This is a genomic window from Halomonas mongoliensis (assembly GCF_052496345.1).
Window position 1 is genome coordinate 2,215,707 of record NZ_CP199288.1, and the last position, 15,247, is coordinate 2,230,953.

General features: G+C 67.4%; 10 protein-coding genes. All 10 read left to right on the forward strand.

Annotation, left to right across the window (positions count from 1 at the left end; genetic code table 11):
- Nucleotides 1–210 precede the first annotated feature (210 nt).
- The 10 genes from pilM to ACRYRV_RS10545 all read left to right on the forward strand — a co-directional run bounded on the left by pilM (nucleotide 211) and on the right by ACRYRV_RS10545 (nucleotide 15,243).
- Nucleotides 211–1,272 (forward strand): type IV pilus assembly protein PilM, encoded by a 1,062-nt coding sequence (gene pilM / locus ACRYRV_RS10500; RefSeq protein ID WP_444985196.1) that lies wholly within the window; start codon nucleotides 211–213, stop codon nucleotides 1,270–1,272.
- A complete protein-coding gene (locus tag ACRYRV_RS10505; protein ID WP_309635991.1) occupies nucleotides 1,269–1,859 on the forward strand; it encodes a PilN domain-containing protein in 591 nt (196 codons plus the stop codon). The genes pilM and ACRYRV_RS10505 overlap by 4 nt, the downstream gene beginning before the upstream one ends.
- Nucleotides 1,856–2,476, forward strand: a complete 621-nt coding sequence (locus tag ACRYRV_RS10510) for a type 4a pilus biogenesis protein PilO (RefSeq protein ID WP_444985195.1) — start codon at nucleotides 1,856–1,858, stop codon at nucleotides 2,474–2,476. The genes ACRYRV_RS10505 and ACRYRV_RS10510 overlap by 4 nt, the downstream gene beginning before the upstream one ends.
- Nucleotides 2,473–2,997, forward strand: a complete 525-nt coding sequence (locus ACRYRV_RS10515; RefSeq protein ID WP_444985194.1) for a pilus assembly protein PilP — start codon at nucleotides 2,473–2,475, stop codon at nucleotides 2,995–2,997. Before ACRYRV_RS10510 ends, ACRYRV_RS10515 begins: the two co-directional genes overlap by 4 nt.
- A 64-nt stretch (nucleotides 2,998–3,061) precedes the next feature.
- On the forward strand, nucleotides 3,062–5,128 hold the full coding sequence (gene pilQ, locus ACRYRV_RS10520; RefSeq protein WP_444985193.1) for a type IV pilus secretin PilQ: 2,067 nt from the start codon (nucleotides 3,062–3,064) through the stop codon (nucleotides 5,126–5,128).
- Entirely contained in the window at nucleotides 5,128–5,670 is a 543-nt protein-coding gene (aroK, locus tag ACRYRV_RS10525) for a shikimate kinase AroK (RefSeq protein WP_253445952.1), read from the forward strand. The genes pilQ and aroK overlap by 1 nt, the downstream gene beginning before the upstream one ends.
- Before the next feature lie 4 nt (nucleotides 5,671–5,674).
- A complete protein-coding gene (gene aroB / locus ACRYRV_RS10530) occupies nucleotides 5,675–6,784 on the forward strand; it encodes a 3-dehydroquinate synthase (RefSeq protein ID WP_444985191.1) in 1,110 nt (369 codons plus the stop codon).
- Nucleotides 6,785–7,217: 433 nt separating this feature from the next.
- Nucleotides 7,218–11,669 (forward strand): glutamate synthase large subunit, encoded by a 4,452-nt coding sequence (gltB, locus tag ACRYRV_RS10535; protein WP_444985190.1) that lies wholly within the window; start codon nucleotides 7,218–7,220, stop codon nucleotides 11,667–11,669.
- Nucleotides 11,670–11,838: 169 nt separating this feature from the next.
- Entirely contained in the window at nucleotides 11,839–13,257 is a 1,419-nt protein-coding gene (locus ACRYRV_RS10540; RefSeq protein WP_253445942.1) for an FAD-dependent oxidoreductase, read from the forward strand.
- A gap of 330 nt (nucleotides 13,258–13,587) precedes the next feature.
- A complete protein-coding gene (locus ACRYRV_RS10545; protein ID WP_309635984.1) occupies nucleotides 13,588–15,243 on the forward strand; it encodes a CTP synthase in 1,656 nt (551 codons plus the stop codon).
- Nucleotides 15,244–15,247 lie beyond the last annotated feature (4 nt).

The following is a 15,247-nucleotide window of genomic DNA, read 5'->3' on the forward strand; positions in this document are numbered from 1 at the left end:
CCGGCTCGGCTGAACGGCCATTATAGGAATCTCGTCATGGGCCCACCAGCGTTGACATGGGATCTTTGCGGTTAGTCGTGTGAGAACCGGCAATATCATGTAACCTCTGATTACAGGGGCTGGTCCCCGGGGCTCAGCGGCCTCCTGTTATGAGGCATGAGCGAAATAACAAGCGGTAATCCGCACGGATCATGCAGGGGCAAGACCGAGATGCGATTCAGGGCATCCAGCAAGGGACTGATCGGTGTCGACATCACCTCGGCAACCGTCAAGCTCGTTGAACTCAGGCGTGCTGGCGCCAGCTACCAGGTCGAGAGCTACGCGGTGCGGCCGCTGCGTGAGGGCGCGGTGGTCGAGCGGCGCATCCAGGACATGGGTGAGGTGGTCGATGCCCTGTCGCGGGCGGTTCAGCAGGCCAAGCCGCACACTCGCCGCGCCGTGGTTGCCGTCCCCGCCAGCGCCGCCATCACCAAGACGCTTACGCTGCCGGCCTCTCTCAATAACGATGAGATCGAAGCCCGCATCCAGCTCGACTCAGACAAGCACATCCCCTTTCCGTTCAGTGAGGTCGCCTTTGATTTCCAGCGGCTCGGCCTCAACGCCCGCTATGCCGATCAGCAGGACGTCCTGCTGGTGGCCTGCCGCCAGCAGGACGTCAGCCAGCTGACCGATGCCCTGCTGCAGGCGGGGCTGACGCCGGAGGCGGTGGACGTCGAGACCTTCGCCATGGAGCGCGCCTTCACCGAGGTGCGCCACCAGCTGCCTCAGCTGCCCGGCGACGAGGACTGCGTGGCCCTGGTGGATATCGGCGCCACCATGAACACTTTCCACGTCCTGCGCGAGGGGCGAGTGGTCTATAGCCGTGACACCGTCTTCGGCGGCCGCCAGCTGACCGAGGAGATCCGCAACCGCTACGGGCTCAGCCTCGACGAGGCGGGCCTGGCCAAGAAGCGCGGCGGCCTCCCCGACGACTACCAGAGCAGCGTCCTCGCGCCCTTCCTGGATACCCTGGTGCAGCAGGTGGGGCGCTCCCTGCAGCTCTACTACACCGCCGGGCGCAAGCAGGAGGTACGGCGCATGGTGCTGGCCGGCGGCACCAGCATGCTGCCGGGCCTGGCCGAGCGCCTGGCCAGGGAGAGCGGCATGGAGGTCAGCATCGCCAATCCGCTGGCGCGCATGAAGGTCAGCGGACGTATCGACGTCCAGACGCTCTCTGGTGACGCGCCGGCGATGCTGACGGCCTGCGGTCTGGCAATGAGGTCCCGCGCATGACTATCGAGATCAATCTGCTGCCCTGGCGAGAGGAGCAGCGTGCCCGCCGCAGCAAGCGTTTCTATGTGGCCTTGGGGCTGGCTGCGGTGCTGGGCCTGGGGGGCGGCTACGGCATGACCTGGCACTACGAGCAGTCAACCAGCGCCCAGCAGCAGAGAAATTCACTCATCCAGACCCAGAGTCGCCAGCTCGACTCGGCGATTCGCGAGATCAGCGAGCTGGAGGCGATTCGCGAGCAGATGCTGGAGCAGGTGCGCATCTTCACCGAGCTGCAGGTCGGGCGGACCCAGACCGTCCATGTGATGCGTGACCTTACTGCCAGCCTGGTGGACGGCGTCCACTATGTTCAGCTCAATCGCCAGGGAGCAGCGCTGAGGCTGGCGGGGAGCGCGGAGAACAATAGGCAGGTCTCCGATCAGCTGCGGGCCCTGGCGGCCGCCGCCACCTTTACCGAGCCGGTGCTCTCCGAGGTGGAGGCCGAGGGGGGGGGCGAGCGCCGCCGCTTCAGCCTCGGCATGAACCAGCAGATGCCTCAGGCAGGCCTGGAGGGTGACGAGGAGTCGCCCCTGGTGGAGGAGGAGTCATGAGTCTCAAGGCAGAGATGCGCCGCCTGCGTGAGCTGGACTGGCGCGAGCTGGACATCAAGGAAGCCGGGATCTGGCCCTGGTCGCTGCAGCTGATCTGCTGCCTGCTTCTCTTCCTGGGGATCTTCTTCGGGATGCACTGGTATCTGGCAGGTCCCGCCAAGCAGGAGCTGGAGCGCGTACGCGACCAGGAGGCCCAGCTGGTGCGCGACTATCGCAGCAAGGCGGCCAGGGCCGCCAACCTCGAGGGTGTCAGGGAGCAGATGGAGGAGCTCGAGGCCCGGATGGAGGCGCTGCAGGAGATGCTGCCGACCGGGGCCGAGGTGCCGTCGCTCCTCGACAGCATCAGCGAAGCCGCTATCGACAACCAGCTCTCCATCGACTTCATTCGACTGCGTTCCCCGTCGAGTCAGGAGCACTTCATCGAGCGCCCGTTCGACCTGCAGGTTCGTGGCGACTACCACCGCATCGCCACCTTTCTCGCCGACGTTGCCAGCCTTTCGCGCATCGTGACGCTCCATGATTTCAGCCTGGCGCCAGAGTCCGATGGCTCAAGCAACCTCAGGCTGTCGCTTCTGGCGAGAACCTACAGCTACCGACACGAGGAGGAGGCGCCATGAGGCAGGGCTCCGTCATGAAAGGGTTCGTGGCGCTCGTGGCTGTGATGCTCGCCGGATGCGCTGATCCTCAGCTGGCCAGTCTCGATCGTGAGCTGGCGCAGATTCGCAGCGACCCCGGAGCCGCTCCGGCCCTGGAGCTGCCGGCTGTTCCCCGGATCGAAGGCATCGGATATGACCTGGAGGAGCAGCGGAGCCCCTTCGTCATGCGAGATGGCGAGGCGGAAAGAGCGCTTCCCGAGGGGACGCTTGTCATGCCGCAGCTGGACCGCCAGCGAGAGCCGCTCGAGGCCTATGACCTCAGCGAACTGCAGCTGGTCGGTACGCTGCGTGTCGGCGGTCAGCCCTCTGCGCTGGTACGTGCCCCGGGGGGGCAGGTGCACAGGCTCTCGGTAGGGAACTACCTCGGGCTGAATCACGGCCGTATCGTCAGTATCACCGAGACATCGCTACTGCTTGTGGAGCTGCATGTGGAGCGAGGCGCCTGGGTGGAGCGCAACCGCCAGATGGCACTGGACACATAAAAGACCAAGCTTCAGCGCGGCTGTTGAGCCTGTCGGGGGAAGCGGAGATCAGGGGAAGGGAACAATGCTACCGATCATCAAGCGTGGATTCGCGGTACTCGTGCTGCTGGTGGCCTCAGCCAGCGTCATGGCAGCTTCCAGCCTGGAAGGTCTCGACTTTCGCCAGGGCAGCGGCGGCGAGCTGGAGGTCGACCTCCAGTTCGCCGGCCCGGTGCCGGAGGTGCGTGGCTATCGCCTCGATGACCCCGCACGCCTGACCATCGACCTGATGGAGACCGCCAATCGCCTCGACCAGCGTCGCTATGCGCTGGGCATCGGTGGCGTGCAGCAGGTCACGGCCCTGGAGGCCGGCTCGCGCACTCGGCTGGTCTTCGACCTGGAGGGCCCGCTGCCCTACAACACCCGCGAGCAGGGCAATCGGTTGCGGCTGGCCATCGGTGGCGGTGCCGCCGATACCGGTGTGGCCGAGGCCGCCCAGCCTGCCCAGGCCGCACCGGCGCCAAGCCGCAGCGTGGCGGCCGGCCCCAGCGTCCAGGATATCGACTTCCGCCTCGGCGAGGGCGGCGCCGGCCGCCTGGTGGTCACCTTCGATCGCGCCGGGGTGGATGCCCGGGTGCGCGAGAGCGGTCGCAACCGGATCACCGCCGAGCTTCGGGGCGTTGCGCTCCCGGCCGAGCTTGACCAGGTGTACGATGTGACCGATTTCGGTACCCCGCTGCGCCGCATCACGCCGCGAGCCGGGCGCGAGGGCATCACCCTCGACATCGAAGGGAGCGGCGACTACGCCATGGTCTCCACCCAGAGCGGCCGCCAGCTCACCATCGAGGCCCAGCCGGTCACCCAGCAGGAGCGTGAACAGCGGGTCCGCGAGCAGTTCCCCTATACCGGCGAGCGCATCACCCTCAACTTCCAGGATATCGAGGTGCGCTCGGTGCTGGCGATCATCGCCGACTTCACCGGCCTCAACCTGGTGGCCAGCGACAGCGTCCAGGGGCGCGTGACGCTGAACCTCGAGGACGTGCCCTGGGACCAGGCCCTCGACCTGGTCCTCAAGAGCCACGGCCTGGCCAGTCGCCAGGAGGGCAACGTCATCGTGGTGGCGCCAGCCGGGGAGCTGGCACAGCGTGAGCAGCTCGAGATCCAGTCCAGGGAGCAGATGGAGACCCTGGCCCCGCTGGTGACCGAGTATGTGGAGGTTCGCTATGCGCGGGCCTCGGATCTGGCGGCGCTGCTGCGGGGTGGAGAGGGGTTCGGGCTGCTTACCGAGCGTGGCCGCGTGGCGGTGGATCAGCGGACCAATATGCTGCTGATCCAGGATACCGCCGATCAGATCGATGAAATCCTGCGCACGCTGGATCGTCTCGACGTGGCGGTGCGTCAGGTGCAGATCGAGGCGCGCATCGTGATCGCCAGCGATACTGCCACCCGGGAGCTGGGGGTGAACTGGGGCGTTTCTTCTCCGAGACGCCGTGCCGGCGGCCGCCTGGATCTCGGCGGCGCCTCCGACGGCACCCCGATCTCCGGGCTCGGCGGCCTGGCCGTGGATTTCGGCTCCACCGAGCGCGGCGTGGGGGGCGCGACCAGCTTCGCCTTCGGCTACCTCTCCGGCGATGTGCTCCTGGACCTGGAGCTGCGTGCCCTGGAGAGCGAGGGGCGCAGCTATACCATCTCCCAGCCCCGCGTGATCACCGCCAACCAGCGTCCCGCCGTGATCAAGCAGGGTCAGGAGCGCGCCTATCGCGAGGCCGCGGCCAGCGGCGCGGCCTCGGTCGACTTCAAGGAGGCGGTGCTGTCGCTGGAGGTGACGCCCCAGATCACTCCGGACAACCGCATCATCATGGACGTGGCCATCACCAACGACACCTTTGGCGAGGCGGAGTTTGCCGGCGAGGAGCCGCCGATCAACAAGAGCGAGATCCAGACCCAGGTGCTGGTGGACAACGGCGAGACCGTGGTGCTGGGCGGTATCCTGCAGACCGAGGAGATCCGCAACCTGGTCAAGACGCCCTTCCTGGGCGACCTGCCGGTGCTCGGTAATCTCTTCCGCTATACCCAACAGAGCAACGAGAAGGTAGAGTTGCTGGTATTCATCACTCCCCGAATACTGGACGACGGCGTGGCCCTTCGCTGATGCAGGCACTACCCAACCTGATACTGATCGGCCCCATGGGGGCCGGCAAGAGCACCATCGGCCGCCTCCTGGCGGCCGAGCTTTCTCGCGACTTCTACGACAGCGACCACGAGATCCAGGCGCGCTGCGGCGCCGACATCCCCTGGATCTTCGACGTGGAGGGGGAGGTCGGCTTCCGCGACCGTGAAACCCAGATGCTGGATGAGCTGACCCGGCTCGAAGGCGTGGTGATCGCCACCGGCGGTGGCGCCGTGCTGCGCGAGGAGAATCGTCGCATCCTCCGCGACCGCGGCACCGTCATCTATCTCTTTACCACCGTCGAGCAGCAGCTGAAACGCACCGCCAAGGATCGCAACCGGCCGCTGCTGCAGCGGCCGGACAAGGAGGCGGTGCTGCGCGAGATGTTCGGCGTGCGCGACCCCCTCTACCGGGCCACCGCCGATATCACCGTGCGTACCGACCGTCGCGGCCCCCGTGCCGTGGTCAACGATATCGTGCGCCGCGTGACGCGGCTGGTCGACCCCCTGAAATGCAAGGCGTGAATCCATGAGCGAGACTTCCTCCGGCTCCCGCACCCTCGAGGTGTCGCTGGGCAGCCGCAGCTATCCCATTCATATCGGCCCCGGCCTGCTGGGGCAGCCCGACGCCCTGGCCCCCTGGCTGGCCGGCCGTCAGGTGATGATCGTCACCAACGAGGTGGTGGCCCCGCTCTATCTGGAGCGCTGTCGCGCCTCTCTGCCGGAAGGCGTCGAGGTGCGCGAGCTGGTGCTGCCCGACGGCGAGGCGACCAAGACCCTGGCCAGCGTCGAGCGCATCTGGGATGCCCTGCTGGAGGCGGGCTTCAATCGCCGCTGTACCCTGGTCGCCCTGGGGGGCGGGGTGGTCGGCGATATGGTCGGCTTCGCGGCGGCCTGCTACCAGCGCGGCGTGGCCTTCATTCAGGTGCCCACCACCCTGCTCTCCCAGGTGGACTCCTCGGTGGGCGGCAAGACCGGGGTCAACCACCCGCTGGGCAAGAACATGATCGGCGCCTTCTGGCAGCCCCGGGCGGTGCTGATCGACACCGAGACCCTGGCCAGCCTGCCGCCGCGGGAGCTCTCGGCGGGGCTGGCCGAGGTGGTCAAGTACGGCCTGATCCGCGATGTCGACTTCCTCGCCTGGCTGGAGCGGGAGATGGCGGCGCTGCGCGACCTGGCGCCTGCGGCGATGGCGCGGGCCATCGAGCGCAGCTGTGCCATCAAGGCCGAGATCGTCGCCGAGGACGAGACCGAGCAGGGTGTGAGGGCCCTGCTCAACCTGGGGCACACCTTCGGCCATGCCATCGAGGCGCACCAGGGCTACGGCGTCTGGCTGCACGGCGAGGCCGTGGGGGCCGGCATGCTGATGGCCGCCGAGCTCTCGGCGCGCCTGGGCTGGCTCGGCGCGGCCGAGGTGGCCCGCGCCCGGGCCATCATCGAGGCCGCCGGCCTGCCCCTGGCGGCGCCGGCCGAGATGTCGGTGGAGGACTTCCTGGCGCGCATGCGCCTGGACAAGAAGAACATCGACAGTCGGCTCAGGCTGGTGCTGCTGCGCTCCCTCGGCGATGCCTGCGTGCACGATGAGACGCCGTCGGAGCTCCTTGAAGCGCTGATCGAGACGTTCCCTCGGGTCGACTGAGCTCGCTGCTCCCTCTCCCCGTGCTGCCCCATCCGGCGCCCGCACCCTGTGCGGGCGCTTTTTTTCGGCCGGGCGGTGGCACCTGTAGCGTGTTATCCGTATGCCTTATGCGTGATCAGCATGGATAAAAAGGCAGATTCTAGACTAAAGTATTACGGCGCAGTCGCATCGTTGCATTACCGTTTATGGGTGTTGCAAGTCGTTGACGCAGCGGCTTTTTTTATCAAGGGGCGTTTCGCAACTAGCGGATTTGTCGTGACTTTTCTGAAGGAGGGAGCGTCGTGGCGTTGCGCGATCGGCCGGCCGGTGACTATGCTGGGCGACCTTTTTGTCGCGCAGCCCCGATGCCCGAAAGGGCCGTATAGAAAAATAAAAAACCAATTAAGATACCACGGGGTGTGCAGTAATAAAACCACCTTCTCGAGGCACGCCAATGAACAGAGGTCTCCACCAGCCCGGCGAGTTCCGCGACAACTGCGGGTTCGGCCTGATCGCCCATATGGAGGGGCGCGCCAGCCATCAGCTGCTGCGCACCGCCATCGAGTCCCTGACCTGCATGACCCACCGCGGCGGCATTGCCGCCGACGGCAAGACCGGCGACGGCTGCGGCCTGCTGCTCAAGATGCCCGAGGCCTTTATGCGCGAAGTGGCCGAAGAGGCCCTGGATGTGAGCCTGGGCGAGCGCTTCGCGGTGGGGGTGGTCTTCCTGCCCGACGACGATGCCAGGGCTGAGAAGGCCTGCGACACCCTCGAGGGTGAGCTGCGCGCCCGGGGCCTGGTGATTCGCGGCTGGCGCGACGTGCCCGTTGACCCGAGCGTCTGCGGCCCCATGGCGCTGGCGTGCCTGCCGCGCATCCGCCACCTCTTCGTGGAGCCGGGCAAGAACGGCAGCGCCGAGACCTTCGAGGTCGACCTCTTCATGGCCCGCCGCCTGGCCGAACAGGCCCTGCGCAGCGAGTCCGAGTTCTACGTCTGCTCCCTCTCGGAGCAGGTGATCTCCTACAAGGGCCTGGTGATGCCGGTGGACCTGCCGGCCTTCTACCGTGACCTGGGTGACGAGCGCCTGGAGACCGCCATCTGCGTCTTCCACCAGCGCTTCTCCACCAACACCGCGCCGCGCTGGCCGCTGGCCCAGCCCTTCCGGCTGCTGGCTCACAACGGCGAGATCAACACCATCGAGGCCAACCGCGGCTGGGCCAATTCGCGCAAGGCGAACTTCGTCTGCGAGCGCCTGCCGGAGATCGCCGAGCTCGACGAGATCGTCAACACTGTCGGCTCCGACTCCTCCAGCATGGACAACATGCTGGAGGTGCTGCTGACCGGCGGCATGGAGCTGCATCGCGCCGTGCGCCTGATGGTGCCGCCGGCCTGGCAGAACGTGGAGCTGATGGACGGCGACCTGCGCGCCTTCTACGAGTACAACTCCATGCACATGGAGCCCTGGGACGGCCCCGCCGGCGTGGTGATGACCGACGGCCGCCAGGCGCTCTGCATGCTGGATCGCAACGGCCTGCGCCCGGCACGCTGGGTCATCACCAAGAACGGTTTCATCACCCTGGCCTCGGAGATCGGCACCTACGACTACCAGCCCGAGGACGTGGTGGCCAAGGGGCGCGTGGGCCCCGGCCAGATACTGGCCGTGGATACCGAGACCGGCGAGGTGCTGCACACCGGCGATATCGACGAGCGCCTCAAGTCCGCCTACCCCTACAAGCGCTGGCTGAAGCAGGAGGCCCACTACCTGGAGTCGGCGCTCACCGAGCTTGCCAGCTTCCACAGCATGGACGGCGACGCCCTGAACGTCGCCCAGAAGATGTTCCAGGTCAGCTTCGAGGAGCGCGACCAGCTGCTGCGCCCGCTGGCCGAGAGCGGCCAGGAGGCGGTGGGCTCCATGGGTGACGATACCCCCATGGCGGTGCTCTCCGGCAAGCAGCGTCTGCTGACCGACTACTTCCGTCAGAAGTTCGCCCAGGTCACCAACCCGGCCATCGACCCGCTGCGCGAAGCGATCGTGATGTCCCTGGAGACCTGCATCGGCGCCGAGCTCAATGTCTTCAAGGCGACCCCGGAGCATGCCCATCGCATCATCCTGACCACGCCGATCCTCTCGCCGCGCAAGTTCACCGCCCTGGTGGAGGAGCAGGATCCCGCCTTCGCCCCCCACCGCCTGCGCATGGCCTATGATCCCGAGGCGCTCGGGCTCAAGGCGGCGATTCGCGAGCTCTGCCGCCAGGCCGAGGCGGCCGTCAACGGCGGCAAGGTGGTGCTGGTGCTGTCGGACGCCGACCTCGAGCGGGGCGAGCTGCCGATCCATGCCGCCCTGGCGGTGGGGGCCGTGCACCATCATCTGAGCCGGCTGGCGCTGCGCCCCCGCTGCAACATCGTGGTGGAGACCGGCTATGCCCGGGATGCCCACCAGATGGCGGTGCTCTTCGGGGTGGGGGCCACCGCGGTCTTCCCCTGGCTCGCCTACCAGGTGATGGCCGACATGCAGCACACCGGCGAGCTCACCGGTAACCCCGCCGATGCTCGGGAGAACTACCGCAAGGGGCTGCAGAAGGGGCTCTACAAGATCCTCTCCAAGATGGGGATCTCGACGCTGGCCTCCTACCGCGGCTCCCAGCTCTTCGAGGCGGTGGGGCTCGCCGACGAGGTGATGGAGCTCTGCTTCACCGGCATGGCCTCGCGCATCCAGGGCACCGGCTTCGCCGAGCTGCAGCTGCAGCAGGAGTGGCTGGGTCGCGAGGCCTGGAGCCCCCGCAAGGGCATCAGCCAGGGCGGCCTGGTGAAGTATGTGCACGGCCACGAGTACCACGCCTACAACCCCGACGTGGTCAAGGCGCTGCAGGAGGCGGTGCAGGAGGGCAGCTACCCCAAGTGGAAGAAGTTCGCCGCCCTGGTCAACGAGCGTCCGCCGGCCACCATTCGTGACCTGCTGGCCCTGAAGCCCGCCGCCGAGCCGCTGCCTCTGGAGGAGGTGGAGTCCGTCGAGAGCCTGATTCCCCGCTTCGACAGCGCCGGCATGTCGCTGGGCGCCCTGTCCCCGGAGGCCCACGAGGCCCTGGCCCAGGCCATGAACGAGGCCGGGGGGCGCTCCAACTCCGGCGAGGGGGGGGAAGATCCTGCCCGCTATGGCACCGTGCGCTCCTCCAAGATCAAGCAGATCGCCTCCGGGCGCTTCGGCGTCACCCCGGCCTATCTGGTCAACGCCGAGGTGCTGCAGATCAAGGTGGCTCAGGGCGCCAAGCCGGGCGAGGGCGGGCAGCTCCCCGGCGGCAAGGTCAACGCGCTGATCGCCCGGCTGCGCTACTCGGTGCCCGGCGTGACCCTGATCTCGCCGCCGCCCCACCATGACATCTACTCCATCGAGGATCTGGCCCAGCTGATCTTCGACCTCAAGCAGGTCAACCCGGACGCCCAGGTTTCGGTGAAGCTGGTCTCCGAGCCCGGCATCGGCACCATCGCCACCGGCGTGGCCAAGGCCTACGCCGACCTGATCACCGTCTCCGGCTATGACGGCGGCACCGCGGCGAGCCCCATCACCTCCATCAAGCACGCCGGCTCCCCCTGGGAGCTGGGCCTGCCCGAGGTGCACCAGGCGCTGCGCATCAACGGCCTGCGCGACAAGATTCGCCTGCAGACCGATGGCGGCCTCAAGACCGGTCTGGACGTGGTCAAGGCGGCGATCCTCGGCGCCGAGAGCTTCGGCTTCGGCACCGCGCCCATGGTGGCCCTGGGCTGCAAGTACCTGCGCATCTGCCACCTCAACAACTGCGCCACCGGCGTGGCCACCCAGAACGACTTCCTGCGCGGCGAGCACTTCCGCGGCACCGTCGACATGGTCAAGCACTACTTCCGCTTCATCGCCGAGGAGGTGCGCGAACTGATGGCCATGCTGGGGGTGCGACAGCTCACCGATCTGATCGGCCGCACCGACCTGCTGGAGGCGCTGGAGGGTGTCACCGCCTCCCAGCGCAAGCTGGACCTCTCGCCGCTGCTCGGCAACGACTTCGTGCCGGAGGACGCGCCCCAGTTCTGCCAGGTGAGCCGCAACGTGCCCCACGATCCGGGCGCCAAGAACCAGGAGGTGCTGGCGGCGCTCAAGGACGCCATCGAGCAGAAGAGCGGCGGCGACTTCTCCTTCTCCATCACCAACTGCGACCGCAGCGTGGGCGCCCTGACCTCCGGCGCCATCGCCAAGCGCTACGGCGAGGCGGGGCTCGAGGAGGCCCCGGTGACCGCCCGCTTCACCGGCGTGGCCGGCCAGAGCTTCGGGGTCTGGAACGCCCGGGGCCTCAACCTCTACCTGGAGGGCGACGCCAACGACTATGTCGGCAAGGGCATGAACGGCGGCAAGGTGGTGATCACCCCGCCCAGGGGCAGCCGCTTCGAGAGCCACAGGACCGCCATCGTCGGCAACACCTGCCTTTACGGCGCCACCGGCGGCAAGCTGTTCGCCGCCGGCACCGCCGGCGAGCGCTTCGGGGTGCGCAACTCCGGCGCCCACGCGGTGATCGAGGGGGCCGGTGACCACTGCTGCGAGTACATGACCGGCGGCCTGGTGGCGGTGCTCGGCGAGACCGGCGTCAACTTCGGCGCGGGCATGACCGGCGGCTTCGCCTATGTGCTCGACGAGGACCGTACCTTCGTCGACAAGTACAACCATGAGCTGGTGGAGATCCACCGGGTGAACACCGAATCCATGGAGGCCTACCGCCGCCACCTGCGCGAGGTGATCGAGGAGTTCGTCGAGGAGACCGGCTCGGTCCGGGGTCAGGCCATCCTCGAGGACTTCAGCGACTTCATTCGCCACTTCTGGCTGGTGAAGCCCAAGGCGGCCAGCCTGAACAGCCTGTTGGCCCAATCCCGGCGTCAGCCGGAGTAGAGAGGCGGCGACAGCCGGAATAAGAGGCGGCGTCAGCCGGAGTCAGTGAACCCCGGTGCGAGTCGGGGCGAGCATGGCGCGACGCCAGCCGGCGCAGGCAAAGGTGATAGGCGCCCCGCCGGGCCAGGAGCCCGGCCGGGTGGCCAACAGGACTTCCAGGAGAGACATCATGGCCAGCAGTCTGAGCAACGACTTCCAGTTTATCGACGTGGGTCGCCAGGACCCCCAGAAGAAGGACGCCCGCACCCGCTCGCGGGAGTTCGCCGAGATCTACGAGCCCTACAAGCCCCAGGAGGCCGCCAGCCAGGCGCACCGCTGCCTAGAGTGCGGCAACCCCTACTGCGAGTGGAAGTGCCCGGTCCACAACTACATCCCCAACTGGCTGAAGCTGGTGGCCGAGGGCAACATCCTCGAGGCCGCCGAGCTCTCCCACCAGACCAACTCGCTGCCGGAGGTGTGCGGCCGGGTCTGCCCCCAGGACCGCCTCTGCGAGGGCGACTGCACCCTCAATGACGGCTTCGGGGCCGTCACCATCGGCTCGGTGGAGAAGTACATCACCGATACCGCCTTCGCCATGGGCTGGCGCCCGGACATGTCCCGGGTCACCTGGACCGACCGGAGGGTGGCGGTGATCGGCGCGGGCCCGGCGGGGCTCGGCTGTGCCGATATCCTGGCCCGCAACGGCGTGAAGCCGGTGGTCTTCGACCGCAATCCGGAGATCGGGGGGCTGCTGACCTTCGGCATCCCCGAGTTCAAGCTCGAGAAAAGCGTCATGGAGCGCCGCCGGGCGGTGTTCGAGGAGATGGGCATCGAGTTCCGCCTCAACGTGGAGATCGGGGGCGACATCACCATCGAGCAGCTCCTCGAGGAGTACGACGCCGTCTTCATGGGCATGGGCACCTACAAGTACATGGAGGGGGGCTTCCCCGGCGAGGGCCTGCCCGGCGTGCACAAGGCGCTGGACTACCTGATCGCCAACGTCAATCACTGCCTGGGCTTCGAGAAGGCGCCCGAGGAGTACATCTCCTTCGAGGGGCAGCGGGTCGTGGTGCTGGGCGGCGGCGACACCGCCATGGACTGCAACCGCACCGCCATCCGCCAGGGCGCGGCCAGCGTGACCTGCGCCTACCGCCGGGACGAGGAGAACATGCCGGGATCCCGCCGCGAGGTGGCCAACGCCCGGGAGGAGGGCGTGGAGTTCCTCTTCAACCGCCAGCCGGTGGCGGTGGTGGGCGAGGGCAGGGTCGAGGGCGTGAAGGTGGTGCGTACCCGCCTGGGCGAGGCCGACGAGAACGGCCGTCGCCGCCCCGAGGTGGTGCCGGGCTCCGAGGAGGTGATCCCCGCCGACGCCGTGGTGGTGGCCTTCGGCTTCCAGCCGAGCCCCGCCGAGTGGTTCGCCGGCCAGGGCATCGAGCTCGACGAGCGCGACCGGGTGCTGGCCTCGGAGCAGGGCCGGTTCCGCTTCCAGACCAGCAACGAGAAGATCTTCGCCGGCGGCGACATGGTGCGCGGCTCCGACCTGGTGGTTACCGCCATCCATGAGGGCCGCCAGGCCGCCGAGGGCATTCTGGACTATCTGGGAGTCTAGGCTCCGCACTGCTCAGAGAGACGGGGAGCCGCCGCACAAGCCCTTAGCCGAGCGCTGATGTGGAGCGAAGCGGCCGCGTGGCGCTCGCCAGGGATGGCGAGTGAGCCGCACCCGTGAGGGATTATGTTGTGCGGCGACGCGCGGGCCGCGAGCGGAGCATCAGGGTTTCGCTCGGCGTGGCGCCGGCGGCGGTCTCCCTGGCTCGGCGCTGCCATAGCCCCGCGCTGCCAAGGCTTGAAATTGAGCCATTGGTCGCACTCTGCTATCCTGTCGTCCCATCCTGGCGCGGCTTCCTGCCGGGCCTACCGATCACGTTTCGACAGGTTCTCCATGACACGATATATCTTCGTGACCGGCGGCGTTGTGTCCTCACTCGGCAAGGGCATCGCGTCGGCCTCGCTGGCGGCGATTCTCGAGGCGCGCGGCCTCAAGGTCACCATGCTCAAGCTCGACCCGTACATCAACGTGGACCCGGGCACCATGAGCCCCTTCCAGCACGGCGAGGTATTCGTCACCGAAGATGGCGCCGAGACCGACCTGGACCTGGGCCACTACGAGCGCTTCATCCGCACGCGCATGACCCAGGGCAACAACTTCACCACCGGCCGCGTCTACGAGCACGTGCTGCGCAAGGAGCGCCGCGGCGACTACCTGGGCGGTACCGTGCAGGTGATCCCGCATATCACCGACGAGATCAAGCGCCGGGTCTATGAGGGCGGCGAGGGCTTCGACGTGGCCCTGGTAGAGATCGGTGGCACCGTGGGCGATATCGAGTCGCTGCCCTTCCTGGAGTCGATCCGCCAGATTCGCAGCGAGCTGGGTGCCAGCCGGGCGATCTTTATGCACCTTACGTTAGTGCCTTATATAAAAACGGCGGGTGAGACCAAGACCAAGCCGACCCAGCACAGCGTCAAGGAGCTGCGCTCCATCGGTATCCAGCCGGATATCCTGATCTGTCGCAGCGAGGTGGAGCTCGAGGAGAGCGAGCGTCGCAAGATCGCGCTGTTCACCAACGTGGAGGAGCGCGCCGTCGTTCCGCTGCAGGACGCCGACACCATCTACCGCATCCCGATCATGCTCCACGAGCACGGCCTGGACGAGATCGTCTGCGACAAGCTGCGCCTGGAGGCCGACGAGGCCGACCTCAACGAGTGGATCAAGGTCCTCGACGCCAAGCTCAATCCCCTCAAGTCGATCAACATCGCCATGGTCGGCAAGTACATGGAGCTGCTCGACGCCTACAAGTCGCTCAACGAGGCGCTGGTCCATGCCGGCATCCAGACCCGGGTCAAGGTCAATGTCGACTACATCGACTCCGAGGACATCGAGCGCCACGGTACCGAGCGCCTGGCCGGCAAGGACGCCATCCTGGTGCCCGGCGGCTTCGGCGAGCGCGGCGTGGAGGGCAAGATCGCCACGGCCCGCTACGCCCGGGAGAACGGCATTCCCTATCTGGGCATCTGCCTCGGCATGCAGGTGGCGGTGATCGAGTTCGCCCGCAACGTGGCCGGCTGGGAAGACGCCGACTCCACCGAGTTCACCCACGACACCCAGCACCCGGTGGTGGGCCTGATCACCGAGTGGATCACCCCCGAGGGCAGGATCGAGCTGCGCGACGAGGCCTCGGACCTCGGCGGCACCATGCGCCTCGGTGGCCAGGTGTGCCAGCTCAAGGCCGGCAGCAAGGCCCGGGAGGCCTATGGCGCCGGGGAGATCGTCGAGCGCCACCGCCACCGCTACGAGGTCAACAACCAGTTTATCGAGGAGCTGGAGCAGGCCGGCCTGGTGGTCTCCGGCAAGAGCGTCGACAACTCCCTGGTGGAGGTGGTCGAGCTGCCCGACCACCCCTGGTACGTGGCCTGCCAGTTCCACCCGGAGTTCACCTCCACGCCCCGTGACGGCCACCCGCTGTTCACCGGCTTCGTGAATGCGGCGCTGGAGCACAAGGCGGCGCGCACTCGCGCCCAGGCCTCCCACCAGGAGTGAGCCG

Bases quoted from the DNA above. Each gene is read 5' to 3' on its own strand.
- aroK (WP_253445952.1), top strand. From the start codon at position 5,128: ATGCAGGCACTACCCAACCTGATACTGATCGGCCCCATGGGGGCCGGC.
- gltB (WP_444985190.1), top strand. From the start codon at position 7,218: ATGAACAGAGGTCTCCACCAGCCCGGCGAGTTCCGCGACAACTGCGGG.
- pilM (WP_444985196.1), top strand. From the start codon at position 211: ATGCGATTCAGGGCATCCAGCAAGGGACTGATCGGTGTCGACATCACC.
- ACRYRV_RS10545 (WP_309635984.1), top strand. From the start codon at position 13,588: ATGACACGATATATCTTCGTGACCGGCGGCGTTGTGTCCTCACTCGGC.
- pilQ (WP_444985193.1), top strand. From the start codon at position 3,062: ATGCTACCGATCATCAAGCGTGGATTCGCGGTACTCGTGCTGCTGGTG.
- ACRYRV_RS10540 (WP_253445942.1), top strand. From the start codon at position 11,839: ATGGCCAGCAGTCTGAGCAACGACTTCCAGTTTATCGACGTGGGTCGC.
- ACRYRV_RS10510 (WP_444985195.1), top strand. From the start codon at position 1,856: ATGAGTCTCAAGGCAGAGATGCGCCGCCTGCGTGAGCTGGACTGGCGC.
- ACRYRV_RS10515 (WP_444985194.1), top strand. From the start codon at position 2,473: ATGAGGCAGGGCTCCGTCATGAAAGGGTTCGTGGCGCTCGTGGCTGTG.
- ACRYRV_RS10505 (WP_309635991.1), top strand. From the start codon at position 1,269: ATGACTATCGAGATCAATCTGCTGCCCTGGCGAGAGGAGCAGCGTGCC.
- aroB (WP_444985191.1), top strand. From the start codon at position 5,675: ATGAGCGAGACTTCCTCCGGCTCCCGCACCCTCGAGGTGTCGCTGGGC.